Consider the following 22,809-nt stretch of genomic DNA (forward strand, 5'->3'; position numbering starts at 1 on the left):
GCGCGTCGCCGTATTCGACCTCCGCGCCGTAGGCCATCGGGTACTCGAATTTGCCGTTCGGCCGCGGCAGGATTTCGGCACCCGCTTCCGTCACGCCGGGCAGATGGTCGTGGCCGGGCAGCCACGCTGATTGCTTCCCAGATTACCGACACGATCGAGGTTGGCTCTGGCTCGGTTTCGGGCCGCTTGGCGGCTTCGACCGCTGCGTTTGCGCGCCCCGAGGTGATGGTCTTCGCGAGCCACCAACGCGCGACAATGCCAACGTGTTCGTTGCTGGCAGGATTACCCCAGTCAGATTGACCCGCCCTCCATACCCTCGCGAACGCCGCGACCCTATCGTAAGACCCCTCGAACCCCAATTCCTTCAAGTCCTCGTGGATCTGTTTCAGCGTGCGCCAATGCTTGCGTGACTTGGCTGCCTCGGACTTGAGGAGCGCCGAAAGTTGGAAAGCGTATTTCTCGATTGCGCGGGTGGAACGCCGTTCGGCGCAGGCCGGCTCTATGGTGTCCGAGCGCAGATAGCGTCGGGCATGTTTCTGAAGATGCCCAAACGCCTGGCGATCTCTCTCAATGGGACTTGGTCGCGCGCCCCATCCTGCCCGCATAAAAAACGACAGAAAAATCCCCGCCGCTCTTTTTTTACGCGTTTATTTGTCTTTATGACCTAACTTTGGTACTCTGTACTAACAACTACTTCGTTAGGAGATCATATGGAAGACATGGCAACTGAACAGGAAGAGGCGCCTGACAAGGCGAAGCTCTCGCGCCGGGGTTTCCTCGGCATGGCGGCGTCGGTGACGGCGGGCGCGGCGGTGCTGCCCAGGATGGCCAGCGCAGCGCTGGCGGGCGATGAGCGCGATGTACTCGACGTCGCCATCATTGGCGCCGGACTGGCCGGACTCACGGCGGCCCGCGACCTGCGGCGCGCCGGCTGCGAATCCTTCGTCGTGCTGGAAGCGCGCGACCGCGTCGGCGGCCGCACGCTGAACCACGACCTCGGCAACGGCTATTTCTCGGAAGCGGGCGGGCAGTGGATCGGCCCGGGCCAGACGGCTGTCGCCGACCTGGCGCGCGAGCTGGGCGTTGGCACCTTCCTCACCTACTGGCAAGGCAAGATCGTCATGCTGGCGGGTGACGCGCGCGCCACCGTAGAATGCGACGGCGGCCTCAGCACGGATCCGAAATTGCGCAAGGAGCTGGAAGACCTGGCACGCGACGTGCCGACCGCCGCGCCGTGGACCTCGCCGCGCGCAGCCGAGTTTGACGCCATGTCGCTGGCTGACTGGCTGGCGAAAAAGAATCTCAGTCCGGAAGATCAACTCGGCTGGGCGCTGGGCGCGCAGCTGACGACCGGCACCACCCCAAACAAGCTCTCCTTGCTGCACTATCTCTCGCTGATCAATTCCGCCGGTTGCGATTACCGGAGGCTGGAGGCCGTCAAGGACGGCGCGCAGGAGAGCCGTATCGCCGGTGGTTCGCAGATCCTGTCCATCAAGATGGCCGAGGCGCTGAGCGACAAGCTGCGCATGTCCAGCCCGGTGCTGCGCATCGAGAACTGGCAAAACGGACCGGCCACCATCCACACCGCCAAAGGGGTGATCCGTGCGCGCAGCGTGATCGTGGCGCTCGGGCCGCCGCTGTGCCAGCAGATTGCCTTCGACCCTCCACTGCCGGAAAAACGCCGCGAAATGCAGCGCCGCTGGCCCGCGTTCGCGCCGATGCGCAAGACCGCGCACGTCTACAAGAAGGCGTTCTGGCGTGAGAAAGGCTACAACGGCGCTGTCATTCCAATGAATAGCCCGGTTCAATTTGCTTTCGATAACTCGCCGGAGGACGTCTCGTTTGGCGTGATCTCGGCCTTCATCAATCCCGGTGTGCTGCCGTCCGATAAAAAGGCGGCAGAGGCCGAGCTGTCGCGCATTTATGCCCGGGCTTTCGGTGATGAGGCGCTGCATCCCATCGCCTACCACGACCACGACTGGGGCAAGGCGGATCAATGGTCGCTGAGCTGCACCTCGCCGATCCCTCCCGGCTTTCTCACCAAGTACGGCGATGTGCTGCATCCTTCGATCGGCCGCCTGATCTGGGCGGGCACGGAAACCGCTGAAATCTGGATCACCACCATGGACGGCGCCATCCGCTCCGGCCATAAGGCGGCCTTGCAGGCGCTGCAAGCGGTGGCAGGGAGGAAGGCATGATGGCCAAGGCATCCCAACCGCGCAGCGTCGGCAAACGCATCCTGCTCCTGACGGGTGGCCTGCTGCTGGCTGCCACGGCGGCCGGCGCCATCTTCTACGGCCCGGAATTGCTGGGCCTGCTTCAGCTGAGCAAGCAGATCGATAAAATCGCCAGCGACAACACGCGCCTCGGCGGACCCTGGCCGCGCGCCAGCGAAGCCTGCGTGTCCTGCCACGGCTTCAATGGCAACGCGCAGGCGCAGACTTATCCGCGCCTGGCAGGGCAGCCGGAAGCCTATCTGAAGAAGCAGTTGCAGGCCTTCGTCAGCGGCGAGCGCAGCGATCCGACCATGACGCCGATGGCGCTGAGCATGTCGGAGCGTGAGCTCGACGGGCTGGCTGCGCATTTCTCCAGGATGCAGCGCTTGCCCAACGCGAGCTTCCGTGCCGATCCGGCGCAGGTGAAGCGCGGCGAGGCACTGGCCAAGGCCAACAACTGCGCGGCTTGCCACGGCCAGCAGCTGGAGGGCAAGGAAGCGTATCCGCGCCTGGCCGGACAGGGCTACGACTATTTGCAGACCCAGCTGACGCGCTTCAAGAGCGGAGCGCGGCGCGACGCCAGCGGCGCCATGCCGGCGGTGGTGGCGGCGCTGTCGACCCGGGATATCGACGATCTGGCGCAATTCATGGCTAGCCGATAAGGAAAAAGTAATGGACGATGACGTAACAACTCAAGGCGGGGGCGGGCGCATCAGCCGCCGCGGCTTTCTCGGCGTGGCCGCCTCCGTGACGGCGGCGGCGACCGCTGCGGTCCTGCCCGAAGCCGCCAGCGCCGCCGTGGCGGCCAGCGATGGGCGCGACGTGCTCGATGTCGCCATCATCGGCGCCGGCCTGGCCGGCCTGACGGCGGCGCGCGACTTGCGCCGCGCCGGCTGCGAATCCTTCGTGGTGCTGGAGGCGCGCGACCGCGTCGGCGGCCGCACGCTGAACCACGACCTGGGCAAAGGTTATTTCTCGGAAGCGGGCGGGCAATGGATCGGTCCCGGCCAGACCGCCGTTGCCGACCTGGCGCGCGAGCTCGGTGTCGGCACTTTCCCGACCTACTACCAGGGCAAGTCCACCATCCTGGCCAAGGGCGCGCGCGCAGCGGTCGATACCGAGGGAGGGTTCGGCACCGATCCCAAGATCGCGCACGAACTCGAACTGTTGGCCAGAAGCGTGCCGTCGGGCGCGCCGTGGAAATCGTCCCGTGCCGCCGAGTTCGACGGCATGTCGGTAGGCGATTGGCTGGCCAGGAAGAACATCGAACCGGCGGACCAGCTCGGCTGGTCGACCGGGCTGGCGATCACCGGCGGCGCCTCGCCAGCGCGGCTGTCGCTGCTGCACTGGCTGTCGATGGTCAATTCGGCCGAGTGCAATTACGACCGCCTGGAAGCCGTCAAGGGCGGCGCGCAGCAGACCCGCCTCTCGGGCGGCTCGCAAATCCTGTCGATCAAGATGGCCGAGGCGCTGGGCGACAAGATTCGCCTGTCGAGCCCGGTGCAGCGCATCGAGCAGTGGCAGAACGGGCCGGTGGCGATACAGACGGCGCAGGGCGTGATCCGCGCCCGCCACGTGATCATGGCGCTGTCGCCCGCGCTGTGCCAGCAGATCGCCTACGATCCGCCGCTGCCGGAACAGCGCCGCGAAATGCAGCGGCGCTGGCCGGCCTTCGCGCCGGGCCGCAAGACGGCGCACGTCTACAAGCGGCCGTTCTGGCGCGAGAAAGGGTTGAACGGCTGGATCTTCCAGCCGGGCGGGGCGGTGTTATGGGCTTACGACAATTCGCCGGAAGACCTGTCGTTTGGCGTGATCAACGCCTTCGTGCAAATCAGCATGCTGCCGTCCGACAAGAAGGCGGCCGAGGCTGAGCTGTCGCGCACCTACGCCCAGGCGTTCGGCGAGGAAGCGCTGCATCCGCTGTCCTACCATGAACACGACTGGCGCAAGGCCGACCCGTGGACGCTCAGCTGCGTCTCGCCGATGCCGCCGGGCTTCCTGACCAAATATGGCGAAGCCTTGCATCCGCCGGTGGGCCGCTTGATCTGGTCCGGCACCGAGACGGCCGATATCTGGGCCGGCTACATGGATGGCGCGGTGCGTTCCGGTCATAAGGCCGCGCTGCAGGCGCTGCGGGCCGTCGCCACGGGGAGGGCATGATGGGCAAGTTTCTGAAGCGCTCGTTCGTGCTGCTGGGCGGCGTGTTGCTGGCGGCGGGCGTGTACTACGGCCCGGATGTGTACGGCCTGCTGCGGGTGAGTCATGAGATCGACAGCGTTGCGCGTGACAACGCGCAACTGGCCGGGCCATGGCCGCGCTCCACCGACTCCTGCCTGTACTGCCACGACGGCCCGAAAGGCAATGCAGGCACGCAGCTGTATCCGCGCCTGGCGGGGCAGCAGGAAGCCTATCTGCGCAAGCAACTGAAAGCCTTTGCCAGCGGCGAACGCAACGATCCGACCATGACGCCATTTGCGCTGAGCCTGACGGACAAGGAGTTCGAGGCGATGGTGGCGAACTTCTCCCGGATGAAGGCGCAGCCGAATACCACTTTCCATGCCGACGCGGCGCGGGTGGCGCGCGGCGAAGCGCTGGCCAGGTCCAGCAATTGCGCGTCGTGCCACGGCCAGCAGCTGGAGGGCAAGGGCGAGTTTCCCCGCCTGGCCGGGCAGAGCTACAACTACCTGGTGGATCAGCTGACCAATTTCAAGACCGGCAAGCGCCGGGACGCGGCGGGCATGATGCCGGCGGTCGTCAGTGCGCTGTCGCCGGCCGATCTCGAGGACCTTGCGCAATTCCTCGCAAGCCGATAACAGAAGGAGCAGGAACATGACACACACAAGCAATGCAACGGACCCGCGCCGTTTTGTCGGCTGGCTGGCGGTGATCGGCGCGGTACTGGCCTGGCTGATGGCAGTCCTGGTGGCGGCCGCCGCAGGTTTTGATTCCGGCGTCCTGGATCGTCCGGCCATGATGGTGGCTTACCCGGCGGCGTCGCAAAACCTCTATCGCCTGTCGATGTGGGCCGACATCCTGGGCTGGTATGTGCCCTTCCTGGCCGTTGGCGGCTATCTGTGGCAGCCCATGCGCCAGCGTTTGGGCGCCGTGGCCGACATCGGCATGGCCGGGCTGGTGGTGTACGCGGTGCTGGGGATAGCCGGTGCGGGCTTGCTGAGCCTGACACTGACGCCCGTGGCGGAACTGGCTGCCCACGAGCCTTCGGCCAAAGCGACGGCCGAGGCCTTGTGGATCACCTTGCAAAGCGGCGCGCAAGGATTGTGGAACGCCGAGGCGCCGGTGCTGCTGCTGTGGGGAACCGCCACGGCACGCTTCCTGCGCGCGGAGAAGTGGGGCTACGGCCGCTTGCTCACGTTGGATCTTTGCCTGTTCGCGATTGAGTTCATTTTCAATCTTGGCGGCTGGCGCGACCTTGGCGAAACGGTCCAGATGGCCACGCTGGTGATTCATCCGCTGTGGCTGCTGCTGTTTGGCATCTCCCTGCTGCGCGCGTCCGCTCCGGTCCGGTTCGCCCATTATTCCGCTGCGCGCCAAGGATAAGGAGAGAAACCATGCATGCCAAAAGCTACGCCTTCTCGGTCGACGAAGCCAAAGCCAAGGCCGATCTGGAAAAGTACCGTACGCTGGGCGGCTGGGTGGAAAAGCCGGACGACCTGCAGGCGCCGCTGCAAGGCGCCGTCAGCGCGGACGTGGTCATCATTGGCGCCGGCTATGCCGGACTCTCCGCTGCACTGGAGCTGGCCCGCAAGGGCGCCCGGGTGGTCGTGCTGGAGCGCGAGTTCGCGGGCTATGGCGCCAGTGGCCGCAACGCCGGCTACCTGGCCGGCGCCATCGGGATTGAATACGAGATGTTCCATAAAAAGGTGGGCCGCGAGACGGGCGCCCAGATCGTCCGCTTCTATGAGGACGCGGTCACCTTTGTCGAAGGCAAGCTCAAGGAGTATCGCATCGATTGCGATTACCGGCAGTCGGGGATCATCCGCGCGGCCATCCATCCGGCCCAGGAGGGACGGTTGCGCAAGGGCATGCGGGTCGGTGCCGAACTGGGCTTCAAGTCCACCTTCCTGGACCAGGCCGCGATGGGCGCGCGCGGGATTCCACCGGCCTTCCTGTTTGGTGAATACACCGCGCATGGCGGCACGCTCCATCCCGGCAAGTATGTGATGGGATTGCGCCGCGCGGCGATCCGGGCCGGGGTGACGGTGTATGAAAACACCCCGATGCTGTCCTACACCGAAGGCCCGACGATCAGGGTGGAAACGCCACGCGGCAGCGTCAGCGCTCCGGCGATGCTGTTCGCCACCAACGCCTATACGCCTCAGAACGGGCTCCTCGCCGATAAAATCGTCCCGGTGCGGGTGTCGGCGATCGAGACCGAGCCGCTGTCGGCCGCGCAGCTGAAGTCCCTGGGCTGGCCGGGACGCGAAGGCATCATGACAGCGCACTGGGTCATGGAGAGCTTCCGGCTGACGCCGCACAACTCGCTGCTGGTGACCACCAAGCGGCTACAGTCCCCCTATGGTTCGAAAACGCCGAACGTGCCGGCCTACGACTCGTATGGCGAGCTCAGGGTCGCCCTGCATGACCGTCTGCCGGGCTTGAAAGACATCGCCGTGCGGGCCTGCTGGAGCGGCTATGTCAGCGCTGCCAACGATGCCCTGCCCATCGTCGGCGTGACCGGCGCGCATCAGAACGTCTACTACACCGCCGGCTGTTCCGGCCACGGACTGGCGCCGCAGTCGCTGGTCGGACACCTGCTGGCCGGGCGTATCCTCGGCGCCGACCACCCCTTCCTGGCGGCGCTGCAGCGCAAGGTCGCGCCGATTCTGCCGGAACCGCTGCAGTGGTGCGCGACCAGGGCGGCCCTGGGCCTGGTGGGCATGCTGGACGGTCGGGTGAACCGAAAGGCGAGGGCGGCGTAAGGGCGACATTGACTTTTGGGTATACATACCAAACAATCGTGTGTTTTCTTAATTCCTTACGACGATGACAAACACAAAAGAGCCCGACGAAAAGCCGGTGCGCAAAAAGCGCGGCACGGTCAGCCAGTCCGCCAGCGAGGCCGGGCAGGGTGGCCTGCGTGCCCAGGGCCTGCGCACCCGTAACGCGATTGTTGAAGTCGCCAAGGCGGTGCTGCTTGAAGGCGGCAGCCTGGAGTTCTCGCTGCGTGAGGTTGCGGCCCGGGCCGGGATCAGCATCAGCAACCTGCAGTACTATTTCCCGACCAGGATGGCGGTGCTGCGTGCCGTGGTTGAACCGGTGATTGAAAGCTATCTGAGCGAGTTGCGCAGTGCCGTGAACAGCAATCTGCCGCCCCAGCAAAGAATCGTCGCGCTTGCCGAACAGTCGGTGCGGGAAATCAAGAATCCCGAATCCTCGGCGCTGTGGTGGCACTTCGTATCGTTTGCCGTGATCGATGAGGAGTGTTCGCGGCTGCTCGATGATTGGTACGAGACCTTGACGCGCGAAGTGGCCCAGCTGATCCGCGCTGCGTATCCCGACTACAGCGCGGCGGACTGTCTGCACCGCGCCACCATCCTGATTGCCATCACCGACGGCCTGACCTATCAGCTCGGCGCCGGCCGCCGCAAGCGCGGTTACACGCGTGGCCTTGACGCGAAACTAATGGCGGCGCTCGATTGCCTGCTGAAGGCGCCGTTGACAGCGGATTCGTAAGCACAGCAGCCAAGCCGGCATCGCCACCAAGCGACAGGAAAACCCTGTCGCTTTTTTTTTCGCCCCGAAATACCACAGCCCCGTTGTTTTTCCATTTCACTGTTTGTCTCATTGACCTATATTTAGTATTATGACCTAACAATGACGCAGCAAGGGCCGGCTTGTTACCCGGCACTCAATCACAGGGAGACGAAGGTGGGCATCAAGATGACATTTTTCGGGACGGCGCTGTTGGTCAGCACAGCGCTCAGTGCAACCGCCGGCGAGCAGGAGGCAGCCAGGCTCGGCAAGGAATTGACGCCGGTGGGGGCTGAACGTGCGGGTAACAAGGAGGGGACGATCCCGGCGTGGACCGGCGGCGACATGGCGGTGCCGGCAGGATGGAAGCCGGGTGCCCTGCGTCCCGATCCCTATGCCGGCGACAAGCGCCAATTCTCGATCGACGCCTCCAACGTCGACCGTTACAAGGACAAGCTGGCGGCCGGCCAGGTCGAGATGATCAAGAACATCCCCGGCTACCGGATGGATGTTTACCCGGCCCATCGCTCCTGCGGCTACCCCGACTTCTTCTACGAGCGCACCAGGAAGAATGCGGTCAGCGCAAAGATGGCGCCCAACGGCCACGACATGGCCGAAGCCATCGGCGCCGCGGTACCGTTCCCGGTTCCGCACAGCGGCGCGGAAGCGATCTGGAACCACAAGCTGAGCTGGCGCGGGGAGGGCTTCCAGCAGCACTTCGCCACCTACATTCCGCCCAAGGGCAGCGACAGCATCGGCGAAGCGATTTCCCAGGACGAATGGGAGCTGGCGCCGATGTGGTCGCCGTCCAACAAGGGCATCGCCGACGCCCATGGCATTGAGTACCAGCTGCTCAATGTGTACACCAGCCCGCCGTCCATCGCGGGCGATGCCACGCTGGGGCAATACAACTTCGGCAAGCCGAACGACGTCTGGCTGTACTTTGCCAGCCAGCGCCGCGTGCGCCGCGCGCCGACCTACCAGTTCGACGCTCCGATCCTCAATACGGAAAACCTGCAGATCGTCGACCAGTACCTGCAGTTCAACGGCCCGCTGGACCGTTACGACTGGAAGCTGGCCGGCAAGAAGGAGCTCTACGTTCCCTACAACACCTACCGCCTGAATTCGCCGGCGAACAAGGTGGCCGATGTGGTCAAGCCGAAGTTCCTCAGCCGCGACCTGACCCGCTACGAACTGCACCGCATGTGGGTGGTGGAGGCGACGCTGAAGGAAGGCATGCGCCACATGTTCCCCAAGCGCACCTTCTACATCGACGAGGACAGCTGGACCATCCTGGTCGAGGACATGTATGACGCGCAGGGCAAGGTCTGGCGCACCACCGAGATGGGACCCTACATGGCATGGGAAGTTCCCGCCTGCGTATGGTCGGCCAACATCAGCTACGACCATGTGGCGGGCCGCGCCCTGATCGACCGCGTACAGGCCGGCGGCAAGGAAGCCGACTGGCTGGCTGCCCGCGAGGGCCGCCTGAAGGCGGGCACCTTCGAACCGGACGGCCTGCGCCGCGCCACGACGCGCTGACGAGGAGACGACTATGACAACGCGAGCAGCAGTGAATGGGCGCCTGGTCCCGAAGCGGACATGGCTGGCCGTGCTGGCCACACTGGGCGCCTGGACGGCGGCCGGAGCGGCGGAATGGCCGCTGGAGAACGGCTGGACGGTGAACCTGGATTCGACCGTGTCTATCGGCGCGGTGGTGCGTACCTCGAAGCCGGACTGCCGCAACATCGGCAACGACAATGGCGGCTGCGTGGGCGATGCGATCACGCCGCTGCAGGCGGGCAACCCGGCCGCCTACGCGACCAACCTGGACATCCTGCGCCTGAACCAGGACCTGGGGAACCTGCACTACAAGCGCGGGCAAGTGGTATCGGCCAACCTGCAATACACGGCCGACCTGTACGTGAAAGGCACTGATGGCTGGAGCGGTATCCTGCGCGGGGTCGTCAACCGGGACTTTGCCATCGACCGCACCAAGAACGGCCCGCTCGACCGCGACGCCAAGGACTTCGCGACCAGCAATCCGCGCTGGCTGGACGCTTATGTGACCAAGGAGTTCGACATCGGCGCGCAGCAGGCGCGGCTGCGCGTCGGCAACCAGGTGCTGAGCTGGGGCGAGGATTTATTCATCTCAGGCGGCGTGAATTCGATCAACCCGATCTACCTGCCCGCCGCGCACCAGCCGGGCACGCCACTGAAGAACCTGTTCATCCCGGCGCCCATGGTGTCGTTCAGCACCTCGCTGGGCCACGGCATGGGAATGGAGGCGTTCTACCAGTGGAAGTGGAACAGCTTTGTCTTCGACGCGCCTGGCACCTTCTTCTCGACCAATAACTTTGCCGGCAAGGGCGGCCGCGCCATTTACCTGCCCACCTCGGTGCTCAACGCCGGGGTCGCGCCGTACGGCATGGGACCTTTCCCGGCGGGGACGATCGGCAATACGGCCACCGTCATCACGGGATCCAATCCGGTCACCGGCCTGCCGTATGGCCGCCGCCTCGGCATAGACGAGCTGGGCGATCCAGCCGCCAATCCGGCGGGCGCCATGCTGGGCACGGGGAGCGTCATCCCGCGCGCCGGCGACCGCACGCCGCACAATGGCCAGGGCGGCATTGCGCTGCGCTACCACTTCCCCGACTCGGGCGACGAACTGGGCCTGTACTTCACCCGCTACGACGACAAGGTGCCGTTCGTCAGCTATCGGGTGAGCGGCACGGCGAGCAATCCCTTCGGCCTGGAGGGCTTGCTGGACTATGGCACCAACCGCAATCTGTTCGGCGTGTCGTACAACTTCCAGGCGGGCGAATGGGCCATCGGCACCGAGCTGTCGTTCCGTCCGCGCGACGGCGTCGCGATCGACCCGACCGCCGTCATCGATCCGCGCAATACCCATTATTGCAATGTCCTGGCGGATTTTTCGGCGGCGCCGGTGGGCTCGTATTGCCGCGGCTGGGTCGACACCCAGCACTATCAGCTGCACCTGACCGGCGTCCACATCCTGTCGCCATCGGGCTCGCTGGGCGGCGTGCTGCGCGCGCTGGGCGCCAGCGAGGGCAGCATCACGGCGGAGACGGCGGCGGCGTATTACCCCAAGCTCAAGCTCGACGGCAGCGTGCCATATGCCGCCACGGCGGATTACACGCTGCCCACCAGGGCGTCGTGGGGCGTGGTGGTGGCCGGTTCGCTGACCTATCCGAATGTGTTCGGCACGCGCGCATCGCTGTCGCCGGATATCGCGGTCTCGCAGGGCCTGTCCGGTGTGTCGGCCACGGCGCTGCCGGGCTTTGTCAAGGGTGCTGGCGCCGCCGTCGTGGGCGCCACCATCGACTTCAAGGTGAAGCCGGCGCTGAAGCTGCGCGTCGACTTCACACAGAACTGGGGCGGCGGCGCAAGCAATCTGCAGCGCGACCGTAATTTCATGTCCATCAGCCTGGCGTCGTCATTCTAATGCTCTCTCATCTCATTACCCGCCTGGAAACGGCCCTGTTCGGATACCGGCGGATCTTCCTCCTGACGCTGGCGGCGTTCACCGTCCTGATGGGCGTGCTCGCCAGCAGCTTGCACCTGGAGGCCGGCTTTGAAAAGCAGATGCCGCAAGGCCACGAGTACATCGAGACGTTTGAAAAGTACCGCGACCAGCTGTTCGGCGCCAACCGCTTGACCATTGCGGTCCATGCGCGCCAGGGCGACGTGTGGAACCAGGACGCGCTGACGCAGTTGCTGAAGGTGACCGACGCCGTCACCTATCTGCCCGGCGTGGAGCGCACCAGCGTGACTTCGCTGTGGACGCCCAACGTGTTTTTTACCGAGATCACGGAGGACGGCTTCCGCGCCGAGCCGGTGGCGGGCGGCGATATCGTGCCGGAAAAGCTGAACAGGGAGGTGATCGCGCAAATGCGCCAGCGCGCCACGGCGGGCGGCCATATCGGCACCCTGGTGGCGCGTGACCAGAGCAGTGCGCTGATCACCGCCGAACTGTCCGACACCGACCCGCGCACCGGCAAGAAGCTGGACTACATCCAGTTCAACCGGCTGCTGGAGGAAAAGATCCGGCGCCCGTTTGAAAACGCCAAGGTGGAAATCCAAATCATAGGTTTCGCCAAGCAGATCGGCGACATCGCCGACCGATCTGATGAAGTGACCCGGTTCTTTGCCGTGGCCTTCCTGCTGACCGGCCTGGCCGTGTACTGGTATTGCCGTTCGATCCGCCTGACCCTGCTGCCGCTGGCCTGTTCGCTGACTTCGCTGGTGTGGCAGTTCGGCACGCTGCGGTTGCTGGGCTTCGGGCTGGATCCGCTGGCGATCCTGGTGCCGTTCCTGGTGTTTGCCATCGGCGTATCGCACGGCATCCAGCAAATCAACTTCATCATCCGTGAGGTGGCCAACGGCGCCGATCCGGCGACCGCGGCGCGGCGCAGCTTTACCGGCTTGCTGATCCCGGGATCGCTGGCGCTGATCACGGCCCTGGTCAGTTTCATCACCCTGATCCTGATCCCGATTCCGATGATACGCGAGCTGGCCATCACGGCGGCCATCGGCGTGGGCTACAAGATCCTCACCAACCTGATGATGCTGCCGATTGCCGCCTCCTTCTTCCACTTCACCCCGGCCTTCGCGCGCGATGCGCTGGCGCGCCGGGAAAAGCACAACGGCTGGCTGCGGGCCGTGGCGCGCATCGCCAAGCCGCGCAACGCCTTGATGGTCACGCTGTTCGGCGCCGGCATTTTCGCCCTGGCGTTCTGGCAGAGCCAGGGCCGCCATATCGGCAGCCTGCAGCCCGGGGCGCCGGAGCTGCGCGCCGAGTCGCGCTATAACCGTGACGCTGCCGCCATCGTCGGCCGCTTCGACGTCGGCCTGGACTGGCTGACGGTGGTGTTCGAAGCCACGCCGGAGCACCAGGGCGAGGTCTGTTCGCGCGCCGGCCAGTTCCTGTACATCGACGAATTCACCTGGCTGATGCGCAGCGTGCCGGGCGTGGTGTCGGCCGATGCGCTGGCCGGACAGCTCAAGCTGTACAACGCGGGGCTGAACGAGGGCAATCCCAAGCTGGCCACGCTGACGCGCGACCCGCGCGGACTGGGCTCCCAGTTTGCCGGCGTGAACAACCGGATCGCGGGCCTGTCGTCCGGCGATTGCCGGGTGCAGGGCGTCAACCTGTACTTGCCGGACCATCGGGCCACGACCATCAAGAGCGTCGTGGATGCGGTGAAGGTGTTCCGCGATACCAACCATCTGGACGGTGTGAAGTTGCGCCTGGCCAGCGGCAACGCGGGCGTGCAGGCCGCCACCAACGAGGTGCTGGAGGCGTCGGAAACGCCGATGATGCTGTACGTGTACGCGGCCATCCTGTTGCTGGTGTTCCTGGTGTACCGCGACTGGCGCGCCATGATCGCCTGCTGCCTGCCGCTGACGGTGGCGACCTGGATCGGTTACTGGTTCATGAAGGAACTGGAAATCGGCCTGACGGTGGCGACCTTGCCGGTCATGGTGCTGGCGGTGGGGATAGGCGTCGATTATGCGTTCTACATTTACAACCGCCTGCAGGTGCAGCTGTCGCACGGCCTGCCATTTACCGAGGCGCTGGAGCTGGCCCTGACGGAAACCGGCCTGGCCACCGTATTCACCGCCATCACGCTGTCGGTGGGCGTCGCCACCTGGACCTTCTCCAGCCTGAAATTCCAGGCCGACATGGGTGCGCTGCTGACCTTCATGTTCCTGGTGAATATGGTGATGGCGATCACCTTGCTGCCTGCCTTTGCCGCCGTCCTGGAGTGGCTGATCCCGCGCACCGGGCCGGTGCGCATGCCCGCCGCCTTACAACACTAGAAGAGCCGCCATGACTTTATTCCGACAACTCATTCTGATCCTGATCGTACTGCGGGTCGCCTGCGGGGCGACAGCAGCCGAACCCCAGCGTTGGCCAACCCTGCTGCCGGCCCAGCGGGTGGCCAACGCGGCCGGGGCGCCGCTGCTGGCGGCGGCGCTGGCCGGCCGGCGCATCGTCGCGGTGGGCGATCACGGCGTCGTCCTGCTGTCCGACGATGGCGCGAACTTCCGCCAAGCCAGGGCGGTTCCTGTGCGCAGCATGCTGACCACCGTCCAGTTCATCGACGCGCGGCACGGTTATGCGGCGGGCCACGACGGCGTGGTGCTGGGCACGCAGGATGGCGGCGAGACCTGGAGCCTGCTGCGCGCGACGCCCGGCGTCGAGCAGCCCATCCTGTCGCTGCACTTTGTCACGCCGGATCATGGTTTTGCCGTCGGCCTGTATGGCTGGGCCATCGAAACCCATGACGGTGGACGCAGCTGGGCCGAACGCCACATCGGCAGCGGCGACGACGCCGACCGCCACCTGTACCACGTGTTTGCCTCGCCGCAGGGAACGCTGCTGGTGGCGGGGGAGGCCGGCACCCTGTACCGGTCCGGCGATGGCGGCGCGAGCTGGAACGTGATCGCCGTCGGCGGCAAGGGTTCGCTGTGGTACGGCACGGCGCTGGCGGACGGCACCTTGCTGGTGTGCGGCATGCGCGGCCATCTCTACCGCAGCCGCGATGACGGCCTGTCGTGGCAGGCGGTACGGGCGGACTCCACCCAGTCGCTGACCGGCATCACCCAGTTGGCGGACGGCAGCGTCGTGGTCGCAGGGATGGCCGGGACCGTCCTGAGCAGCAGCGACGGCGGCGCCACGTTCACGCCGGCGCAGCGGCCGGAGCGTGAGCCGCTCACCGCCGTGATCGCCGCGGGCGGCAAGCCGCCGGTGTTTCTGTCGCTGGCGGGGCTGGTGGCGCACTGAACTGCGCGTCGCCATTCAATGTTTCAATCACCTCAAACCAAATCATGAAAACAAAAACTCTCACCACACTGTTGACGCTTCCGCTTGTACTGTCGACCGCAAGGGCCGGGGACATGAGCGCTGCCGATGTCAAGGTCAGCGGCTTCGGCACCGGCGCGCTGACACGGACCAATACCAGCGACGTGCTGTTCTCGCGGCCGTTGCAGGCTGGCGGCGTGGGCACCAAGCCCCGGACCGGGGTCGATTCCAACGTCGGCCTGCAAGTCGATGCCGGCATCAATGGCTGGTTGTCCGTGACGGGGCAGGGCCTGGTGCGCAAGCTGGAAACCGATACCTACAATGCCACCGCAACGCTGGCCTTCGCCAAGGCCAGGCTGTCGGACAACGTGAGCGTGCGGGCCGGCCGCGTGCCGCTGGCCATCTTCCTCGTGTCCGACTACCGCAACGTCGGCTATGCCAACACCATGCTGCGGCCCTCGCAGGAAGTGTATGCGCAGGTGCCCAACGACAGCCTGGATGGCGCCGACATCGACTGGCGCCAGGATCTGGGCGCGTCCAGTCTGACCACCCAGTTCGCCTATGGCCGATCGAGCGCGAAGGTGGCCGGCGAGACCCTGACCTTTACCAATGCCCGGGTGCTGAACCTGATTCTCGACCAGGGCCCGTTCGCGGTGCGCCTGGGCCGCGCCGAGGCCACGCTGGCGCTGGAACAGGGCGGCTACGCGCTGCCGAAGGCCAAGGTGTCGTTCACGGCGCTGGGCTTGACGCTGGACTGGCGCAACGTCGTCGTCCAGTCCGAATTCACCAAGGCGCAGGCGCCGGGTGCCGACACCAAGGCCTGGTATGCCATGGGCGGCTACCGCTTCGGCAAGCTGCTGCCGTTCGTTAGCCATAGCAGGATGACGGGCGATATCACCCAGACCACCGACAGCGTCGGCCTGCGCTGGGATGCGTTCCGTTCGGCCGATATCAAGTTCCAGCTCGACCGTGTGAAACCGCGGGACGGCGGCCTGTTCAATCAGGCCGGACCCGCTTTCCGCGGCCCGGTCACTGTCGGCGCCATCGCCGTTGATTTTGTATTCTAAGGAGGCGGTCATGCGCAAATTCTTGCGTTCATCCGTGCTGGCCGCCATGGCTGGCATCGCAGGTTCGGCACAGGCCGAGGTGGCCGTCGTGGTCAACCTGAACGCGGCGGAGGCATCGCTGACGAAAGAGCAGGTGGCCCAGTACTTCCTGGGCAAGGCCGAGGCGTTCGCGCCGATCGACCAGCCCGAGAGCGCCGCCATCCGCTCGGAGTTCTACCAGAAGGTCGCCAACAAGGACCTGGCGCAGACGCGGGCGCTGTGGGCCAAACTGGTCTTCACGGGCAAGGCCATTCCGCCCAAGGAAGCGGCCGGCAACGCCGAGGTGAAGAAGGCCGTGGCGGCGAATCCGAAGGCGATCGGCTACATCGACAAGAGCGCCGTCGACGCCACAGTGAAGGTGATTTGCACACTTCCCTGATCCAGACCACCGTATTTCGAGACCATCATGAGCATCAAACGTACCATCTGGGCGCTGCCCGTCATTTCCATTCTTGTCCTTGGCCTCGGAGTCGGCGGCAGCGCGCTGATCGCGACCGGCGCCCTGCGGACCATAGACCGCACGGCCCGGGTGGACTATCCGCTGCTGGACCTGGTCAAGGATCTCCGGCAGGACATAGCAGGCATCACCGACGGCCTGCGCGATGCCGTCAATGAAGGCGAGCAGGGCCGCCTTGCCGCGATCGCGGAGCAGGCGGCCAGGATCCGCGGCCGGCTCGCCAAGCTGGCCGCGCTGGATGGGCAGGCTCCCGCCGCCGGCCGGCTGGACCGTGAGTTCGAGGGCTACTACCGGCCGGCGCTTGCGGCGACCCGGTTGATGCTCAAGCTGGACCAGGGCGATCTGCAAGCCTCGATGGCGGCGATGCAGAATGCACAAAGGCTGTTGCAGGCGGACCTGGTCCGGACGGGGGAGGAAGCGCAACGCCAGTTCCAGTCGGGGATCGAACGCAGCGGCGACGGTGTGCGACAGGTGCTGTGGACGATGCTGGCGGCCGCGCTGCTGGTCGCGGCAGGACTGGCACTGGCCTGCTGGGTGGTGGTCAGGCTGATATGGCGGCAACTGGGCGGCGAGCCGGAATACGCCCGCGCGATTGCGCAAGCCGTCGCCCGCGGCGACCTGTCGATGCAGATCCGCACCGACTGCGGCGACAGCGTCCTGGCCGCCCTGGGCGACATGCGCGAACGCCTGGCCACGCTGGTGGCCGGGATCAAGGGATCGGCCGAGACGATTGCCGCGGCCAGTGCCGACATTGCGCGCGGCAGTACCGAGCTGGCTGGCCGCACGCAGGCGCAGGCGGGGGATGTGGACTTCACCAACCGCTCGATGCGCGAGCTGACCTACACGGTGGAACAGAACATCCTGCACGTCGGCGACGCCAGCCAGTTGGCGGGCGATGCGACGCTGGTGGCAACGCGCGGTGGCGAGCTGGTCGACAGCGTCATTGTGACGATGGGCGCCATCAACGCCTCGGCGGCAAAGATCGTCGACATCATTTCCGTCATTGACGGCATAGCCTTTCAGACCAATATCCTGGCGTTGAACGCGGCGGTGGAAGCCGCGCGCGCCGGCGAGCAGGGGCGCGGCTTCGCGGTGGTGGCCAGCGAGGTGCGCAACCTGGCGCAGCGCAGCGCGGCCGCCGCGAAGGAGATCAAGGTCCTGATTGGCGATTCGGCAGCCAAAGTGGCGGCGGGCAGCGCCCTGGTGGACGAGGCCGGCGGCACGATGCGGCAGATCGTCGGCTCGATCCGCAAGGTGGAGACCATCATGGGCGACATCAGCGCAGCCGGGCAGCGCCAGGCCAGCGGCATCGAGCAGATCGGCCGGGCCATCGGCAGCATTGACGGGATGACGCAGCAGAATTCGGGGCTGGTCGAGGAGGCATCGGCCGCTGCCGGGGCGCTGTCGGACCTGACCGCGCAGTTGACCGAGACGCTGGCGGTGTTCCGGCTCGATGCGCGGATGTCGCTGGCCTCGGCCGCGCACCAGCCGGTGGCCCGGATTGAAGGTCCCGATGCAGCCTGACAAGCATGAGCGCACCCATGCCGCGATCATGCAGCAGGCGATAAGCGAGGCTTGCAAGAACGGGATGGAACGGCTCAGTTTCAGCGTGCTGGCGGAGCAGCTTGGCATGAGCAAGAGCGGCGTCTACGCGCACTTCGGTTCGGTGGACGCGCTGCACCTGCAGGTGGTCGAGGCCTATTGCCTGCGATTTGAACGGCAGACATTTGGCGCGGCGCTGGCGGTGCCGCCTGGCCTGCCGCGCTTGCGCGTCATCTTTGCCAACTGGTGCGGGCACATCGGCGCGGGCAACTGGCTGGAAGTCCCGCCGTTCGGCGGCGCCGGCGAGCCGGGGCAGGTGGCTGCACCGGCCAGGCAAAAGTGGATCAAGGCCTTGCTCGCCTGGCGCGCGCGGCTGGCTGCCTGCGTGAGTGACGCCATGGCGGCGCGGCAGCTGTCCGCCTGTACCAATCGGACACAACTGGCCGACGATATCTATGGCCTGATCGTCGTCCTGCACCATGAGATCAGGTTCTTCAACAACGCCGACGCCGTGCGCCGCGCGGTGGCGCGCTTCCGGTCGATGCTTAGTGCGGCCGGAGCGCGTGCCGAGCGGCGCCACGCTGCGGACCATCAAGGCGCCATCGCCCATTCGTGGATGGGGTTGCTGACAGATTAGGGCGCGAGCTGTCTTTTCAGGAACGCCAGTTGCAGCGCGATGCTTTGCCGGCAGACGGCTTCGCTGGCAAGGTGCAGCTCGAAGTGATTGCCGTCGACCAGGTGGAATTCGCAGTTCGCGATGCGCCTGGCGGCGCGCCGGGCGGCGGCGGCCGGGGTGACCGAGTCGCGTTTGCCGGCAATGATCAGGGTGGCCGCCTTCACCTTCCTTGCCGACCGGCCAGGGCTGTAGAAAGGCAGTTCCAGGAAAATGCGGGACAGCACCTTGTTCTCCCAGCTGTCTCCCGGAGGAATCAGGCGTGCATAGCCGTCCCAGCATTCCGCGCTGCACAGGGCCGCCACTTCACCGGGACGGCCGACAATGCGGCTGTAATGCGGTCGGCCAAAGGCACGGCCCAGCTGGTCGCGCAGCGCAGCCAGCATCAGGCAAAAGCTGATGTGCAGCGGCGCCTGCAGCACGCTGGCCACGCCGCTGACGTGGGGCACCTGGGCGATCACGGTGCGGATGCCGGGGTCGCGCGCGGCGGTTTCAATCACGTGGCCGCCGGAAAACGAGGTACCCCATAGAACGATCTTGTCGTGATCCACGTCCGGCAGGTGGCGGACGTGCCGGACCGCCGCCTTCCAGTCGGCCAGGTGCCGGCGCGGGCTGACCCAGTGCCGCGGTTGTCCTCCGCTGTCGCCGAAGTTACGGTAGTCGAACAGGTAGACCGCGTAGCCGTCCGCCACGAAATGCCGGGCGATGTCGGGCAAGGCGGCGGCACGGGTTCCGCCGAAGCCGTTGGCCATGACCACCACGGGCGGGCGCGACACCTGCGCCGGGAGCAGCAGCGTCCCGGCGCACAGGTCGCCCTCGCTGTCGAAAGGGGATTCGATGCTGTGCGGGTTCATGCTGCACGACGCGGCAGGGGGACAGCGTCGGATGGGGCGGGGCCGCGCAGTTCCAGCGTGGCGTCTGCGACTGGATCGTGCAGCAACATGGTGCGGTCGGCCTTCAGGTTGTTCACCACACGCCACGGCAGCGAACGGCCTTGGCGTGGCAGCAGATGCTGTCCGCGCTGGACGTAGCCCGATTGCATCGAGCCCAGGACGGATTCCTCCAGCTTTTCATCAGCGGGGGCGCGCGGCGTCATCATGTCGCTGCCCACGGCGTCCATGTGCCGCCACAGGCGGCACAGATAGTCCGCCGACATCTCGACCTTCAAGGTCCAGGGCGCGTTGGTGTAGCCGAACAGGTAGGCGAAATTCGGAATGTCCTGCAGCAGCACGCCCTTGTAGGTGAGGTGCTTGCTCGGTTCGACCTTTTGCCCGTCCACCGTCAGGACCATGCCGCCCAGCGATTGCAGTTCCAGGCCGGTGGCGGTGATGATGATGTCGGCTTCCAGGAGTTTGCCGGACTTCAGCAGGATGCCGTTTTCCGTGAAGGTCTTGATCTGATCGGTGACCACCGAGGCCTTGCCTTCGCGGATCACACGGAACAGGTCGCCATCCGGCACGGCGCACAGGCGCTCGTCCCATGGGTTGTACCTGGGAGTGAAGTGCTGCATGTCGACGTGCGGTCCGACCTGCTTTTGCACGTGGTTCAGCAGCCAGGAGCGGACCTGGCGCGGCCAGCGCCGGGCCGCCTTGTAAATCAGCTGCTGCAGGCGCAGGTTGCGCCAGCGCGCGAGGCCGTAGACCCAGCTCCGCGGCAGGAAGTAGCTGAGGAAGGCGGCAGGCTTGTCCCAGCCGGGCACCGTCATCACATAGCTAGGCGAGCGTTGCAGCATCGTGATATGGCCCGCCTGGCCGGCCATGGCGGGAATCAGCGTGACGGCGGTGGCGCCGCTGCCGATGACGACAATGCGCTTGCCGCGATAGTCGAGCTCCTCCGGCCACTGCTGGGGATGGACGAGCTGGCCCTTGTATTGTTCTTCACCGGGAAACTTGGGCCGGAAGCCCTGGTCGTGGTTGTAGTAGCCGGTACACGAGACCAGCTGCTTGCAGGTGAAGGTGAGCTTTTCGCCGGTGGTTTCATCGTGCGCGGCAACCGTCCAGCAACGCTGCTCGGTGGACCAGCTCGCCCCTTCGATCTTCGTGCCGTATCGGATCAGGCGGTCCACGCCGTGTTCGCGCGCCGTGTCTTCGATGTACTGGCGAATCGAGGGGCCGTCGGCCAGCACCTTGTGCTCACCCCAGGGCCGGAAGGAATAGCCGAAGGTGACCATGTCGGAGTCCGAGCGGATGCCGGGGTAGCGGAACAGGTCCCAAGTGCCGCCGATGGCCTGCCGCCGTTCAAGAATCGCTACGCGCTTGCGGGGGCATTCCTTGGACAGGTGGCAGGCCATGCCGATGCCGGACAGGCCTGCGCCAATGATCAATACGTCAAATTCGGGTGTCATGGACTATCTCCACTTTATTTATAGGTTGGGAATGCCGACTGTAGCGAGCGGAGGGAAAAGTTGCTTGACACGGCGAGACTATTTTTTTACATTTTAGGACATGAAACCAAACTTACGCGCAAGGGGATTGCATGGATATCAGGCGCTCATGCGCGAGCTTGGTTACGATCCCGCGCCACTGCTGCGCCGCTGTCACATAGACGAAGCGGCGCTGAGCCAGGACGATGCCCTGATCTCGCTGCGGGCCGCCACGCATCTGCTGGAGGCCAGCGCGGAACTGACCGGCCTGGGCGACTTCGGGCTGCGCATGTCTTCCCATCAAAGTATCGACGTACTGGGGCCGCTGAGTCTGGTCATTCGCAACGCGCCGACGGTACGTGATGCACTCCGTGATGTGATTCGCTATCTGTTCGTCCAGAGCCCGGGCATCGTTGTGTCGGTCGATGAGCGCTCGTCGCCGTTGGCCAATACGGTGGCCGTTTCCGTGGAAATTCGTCTGCCGGGCCAGGTTGTCGCGCACCAGAACAGCGACTTGTGTCTTGCGGATGCCCACAACTTCCTGCGCCTTTTCGCCGGGGCGGACTATGAGCTTTGCGCGGTCTCGCTGTCGCATCCGCCCATCGTCAGCCGCGCTGCTTACGAGCGCTTCTTTGGCGCCCGTCTGTTGGAGGAGCCTGGCGTGGCCACGCTGTTCATTTCGCGCAGGACCTTTGACGCCCATGTGCAGGGCGCCAACGCGTCGTTTCACCTGATGGCGGAAGACTACATTTTCCGCAACTTCGGGGTTGCCGAGCAAAGCGCGTCGGAGCGGGTGCGGCTGGCGTTGCGGCGCACGCTCGGGACATCGGACTGCGACAAGCCCAATATCGCCGCCTTGCTTGCGCTGCATCCGCGCACCCTGCAGCGCAGGCTGGAGGAAGAGGGCACCAGCTTCGGGGAAATCAAGGATGAAGTGCGCAAGCAGCTCGCGCTGGAATACTTGCGTGGCACCCGCATGGCGGTCGGACAGATATCCCTGATGCTGGGCTTCCCTGCGCAGTCGGCGTTGACGCGTGCCTGCCGTCTCTGGTTTGGCGCGACGCCGTTGGAACTGCGCGCGGAAAAGGCCGTCCCGTCCGACGATGCCTGATCCGGTTTTGTGGTGGAAATGAAACGGCAGGCCATTCCTGCCGTTTTTTTATTTTCTATATTTGGTTTGTTGTCCTAAATTTGGTAGGATGTACCTACTTTAGCAACGGCCCAAAAAACCTGCCATGGAATTGAAATATTACCTCTACTGTTTTGCCGATCTCGTGCTGATCGCGACATCTCTCATCTACGGCATCAAGTTCCTCAAGAAGGGCAATATCCTGCTCGGGGGAGAGTTGCTGGTTGTGACGTTCTCGGCGACCAACCTGCTGGTGAATGCCTTGACTGAAATACCGATGTACATGAACGTATCGCTGTTTTGCGATGCGTTCTCCCGGAGTTTCGGGATACCGGTCATTGGCATCGCCGGCTTGATGGCGGCGACGCACCGGTTCAAGCCTTCCACTTTCGTCGACGTGCTGCTGTTTGCGCTGGGCCTGGTGGTGACCGTGGTCGTCTGGGCCGGCGACTTCATGAAGGAACCCAAACCCTATCTCTATTTGGCGCTGTGGTCGGCGTTCTCGCTGTTCCTGGTGTACTTTGCCGTCAGGCTGGTGCGCGCGGGAGAGAAGGTCCAGGCACTGGGCGTCATCCTGGCCATGGCGTTTGCACAGGCTATCGCGAGCATCTACGACTTTTACCATATCCCGGGCGACGACGACCACGTGATTTTCTACACCTTCGCCTTGCTGGCCTGGTCTTTGTTGGGTGTTGCTATGTATCATGCATACTGCGCCTTGGAGCGCACCCAAAGCAGGCCGCAAACTCTCAGTTAATGGGTCTCCGCCATCCAGTCTCC

Annotated in this window: 19 protein-coding genes; 17 read left to right on the forward strand and 2 right to left on the reverse strand. The window is 65.1% G+C overall.

The genetic code is table 11. From position 1 onward, the window contains the following. Positions 1-710 precede the first annotated feature (710 nt). From GTP90_RS04850 to GTP90_RS04920, 15 genes are all read left to right on the forward strand, one after another. Positions 711-2,198, forward strand: coding sequence for an NAD(P)/FAD-dependent oxidoreductase (locus GTP90_RS04850; protein WP_161082427.1), 1,488 nt, complete (start codon positions 711-713; stop codon positions 2,196-2,198). Next, a complete protein-coding gene (locus GTP90_RS04855) occupies positions 2,195-2,878 on the forward strand; it encodes a c-type cytochrome (protein WP_161082428.1) in 684 nt (227 codons plus the stop codon). Before GTP90_RS04850 ends, GTP90_RS04855 begins: the two co-directional genes overlap by 4 nt. A gap of 10 nt (positions 2,879-2,888) precedes the next feature. Further along, positions 2,889-4,376, forward strand: a complete 1,488-nt coding sequence (locus GTP90_RS04860; RefSeq protein ID WP_161082429.1) for a flavin monoamine oxidase family protein — start codon at positions 2,889-2,891, stop codon at positions 4,374-4,376. After that, positions 4,373-5,029: a c-type cytochrome gene (locus GTP90_RS04865; protein WP_161082430.1), complete on the forward strand. Its 657-nt coding sequence runs from the start codon at positions 4,373-4,375 to the stop codon at positions 5,027-5,029. Before GTP90_RS04860 ends, GTP90_RS04865 begins: the two co-directional genes overlap by 4 nt. Positions 5,030-5,045: 16 nt before the next feature. Continuing rightward, entirely contained in the window at positions 5,046-5,774 is a 729-nt protein-coding gene (locus tag GTP90_RS04870) for a hypothetical protein (RefSeq protein ID WP_161082431.1), read from the forward strand. Positions 5,775-5,785: 11 nt separating this feature from the next. Beyond that, the gene (locus GTP90_RS04875; protein WP_161082432.1) at positions 5,786-7,156 is read left to right on the forward strand and encodes an NAD(P)/FAD-dependent oxidoreductase; all 1,371 of its coding nucleotides are present in this window, start codon (positions 5,786-5,788) and stop codon (positions 7,154-7,156) included. Positions 7,157-7,220: 64 nt separating this feature from the next. Next, positions 7,221-7,910: a TetR/AcrR family transcriptional regulator gene (locus GTP90_RS04880; RefSeq protein ID WP_161082433.1), complete on the forward strand. Its 690-nt coding sequence runs from the start codon at positions 7,221-7,223 to the stop codon at positions 7,908-7,910. Positions 7,911-8,117: 207 nt separating this feature from the next. Further along, positions 8,118-9,470, forward strand: coding sequence for a DUF1329 domain-containing protein (locus tag GTP90_RS04885; RefSeq protein WP_161082434.1), 1,353 nt, complete (start codon positions 8,118-8,120; stop codon positions 9,468-9,470). A 13-nt stretch (positions 9,471-9,483) separates the two neighbouring features. After that, a complete protein-coding gene (locus GTP90_RS04890) occupies positions 9,484-11,397 on the forward strand; it encodes a DUF1302 domain-containing protein (protein WP_161082435.1) in 1,914 nt (637 codons plus the stop codon). Then, positions 11,397-13,775, forward strand: coding sequence for an efflux RND transporter permease subunit (locus tag GTP90_RS04895; RefSeq protein ID WP_161082436.1), 2,379 nt, complete (start codon positions 11,397-11,399; stop codon positions 13,773-13,775). Before GTP90_RS04890 ends, GTP90_RS04895 begins: the two co-directional genes overlap by 1 nt. Positions 13,776-13,785: 10 nt before the next feature. Then, on the forward strand, positions 13,786-14,742 hold the full coding sequence (locus GTP90_RS04900; RefSeq protein WP_161082437.1) for a WD40/YVTN/BNR-like repeat-containing protein: 957 nt from the start codon (positions 13,786-13,788) through the stop codon (positions 14,740-14,742). Between the two features lie 113 nt (positions 14,743-14,855). After that, the gene (locus GTP90_RS04905; RefSeq protein ID WP_254451730.1) at positions 14,856-15,827 is read left to right on the forward strand and encodes a hypothetical protein; all 972 of its coding nucleotides are present in this window, start codon (positions 14,856-14,858) and stop codon (positions 15,825-15,827) included. A 10-nt stretch (positions 15,828-15,837) separates the two neighbouring features. Continuing rightward, on the forward strand, positions 15,838-16,245 hold the full coding sequence (locus GTP90_RS04910; protein WP_161082439.1) for a type 2 periplasmic-binding domain-containing protein: 408 nt from the start codon (positions 15,838-15,840) through the stop codon (positions 16,243-16,245). A gap of 27 nt (positions 16,246-16,272) precedes the next feature. Further along, positions 16,273-17,847 (forward strand): methyl-accepting chemotaxis protein, encoded by a 1,575-nt coding sequence (locus tag GTP90_RS04915; RefSeq protein WP_161082440.1) that lies wholly within the window; start codon positions 16,273-16,275, stop codon positions 17,845-17,847. Continuing rightward, the gene (locus GTP90_RS04920; RefSeq protein WP_161082441.1) at positions 17,837-18,502 is read left to right on the forward strand and encodes a TetR/AcrR family transcriptional regulator; all 666 of its coding nucleotides are present in this window, start codon (positions 17,837-17,839) and stop codon (positions 18,500-18,502) included. The genes GTP90_RS04915 and GTP90_RS04920 overlap by 11 nt, the downstream gene beginning before the upstream one ends. On the opposite strand, the gene GTP90_RS04925 is transcribed toward GTP90_RS04920, so the two are convergent. Together GTP90_RS04925 and GTP90_RS04930 are read right to left on the reverse strand one after the other, a co-directional pair. Further along, positions 18,499-19,392, reverse strand: coding sequence for an alpha/beta hydrolase (locus GTP90_RS04925; RefSeq protein ID WP_161082442.1), 894 nt, complete (start codon positions 19,390-19,392; stop codon positions 18,499-18,501). The genes GTP90_RS04920 and GTP90_RS04925 overlap by 4 nt on opposite strands. Next, a complete protein-coding gene (locus GTP90_RS04930; protein WP_161082443.1) occupies positions 19,389-20,882 on the reverse strand; it encodes a flavin-containing monooxygenase in 1,494 nt (497 codons plus the stop codon). The genes GTP90_RS04925 and GTP90_RS04930 overlap by 4 nt, the downstream gene beginning before the upstream one ends. Before the next feature lie 148 nt (positions 20,883-21,030). Here GTP90_RS04930 and GTP90_RS04935 point away from each other — a divergent pair, with 148 nt between their 5' ends. Continuing rightward, on the forward strand, positions 21,031-22,011 hold the full coding sequence (locus GTP90_RS04935) for an AraC family transcriptional regulator (RefSeq protein ID WP_254451731.1): 981 nt from the start codon (positions 21,031-21,033) through the stop codon (positions 22,009-22,011). Positions 22,012-22,135: 124 nt separating this feature from the next. Beyond that, a complete protein-coding gene (locus GTP90_RS04940; RefSeq protein ID WP_161082445.1) occupies positions 22,136-22,786 on the forward strand; it encodes a hypothetical protein in 651 nt (216 codons plus the stop codon). Positions 22,787-22,809: the final 23 nt, after the last annotated feature.

The organism is Duganella vulcania, from assembly GCF_009857655.1.
GTDB classification, from domain to species: Bacteria; Pseudomonadota; Gammaproteobacteria; order Burkholderiales; family Burkholderiaceae_D; genus Rugamonas; species Rugamonas vulcania.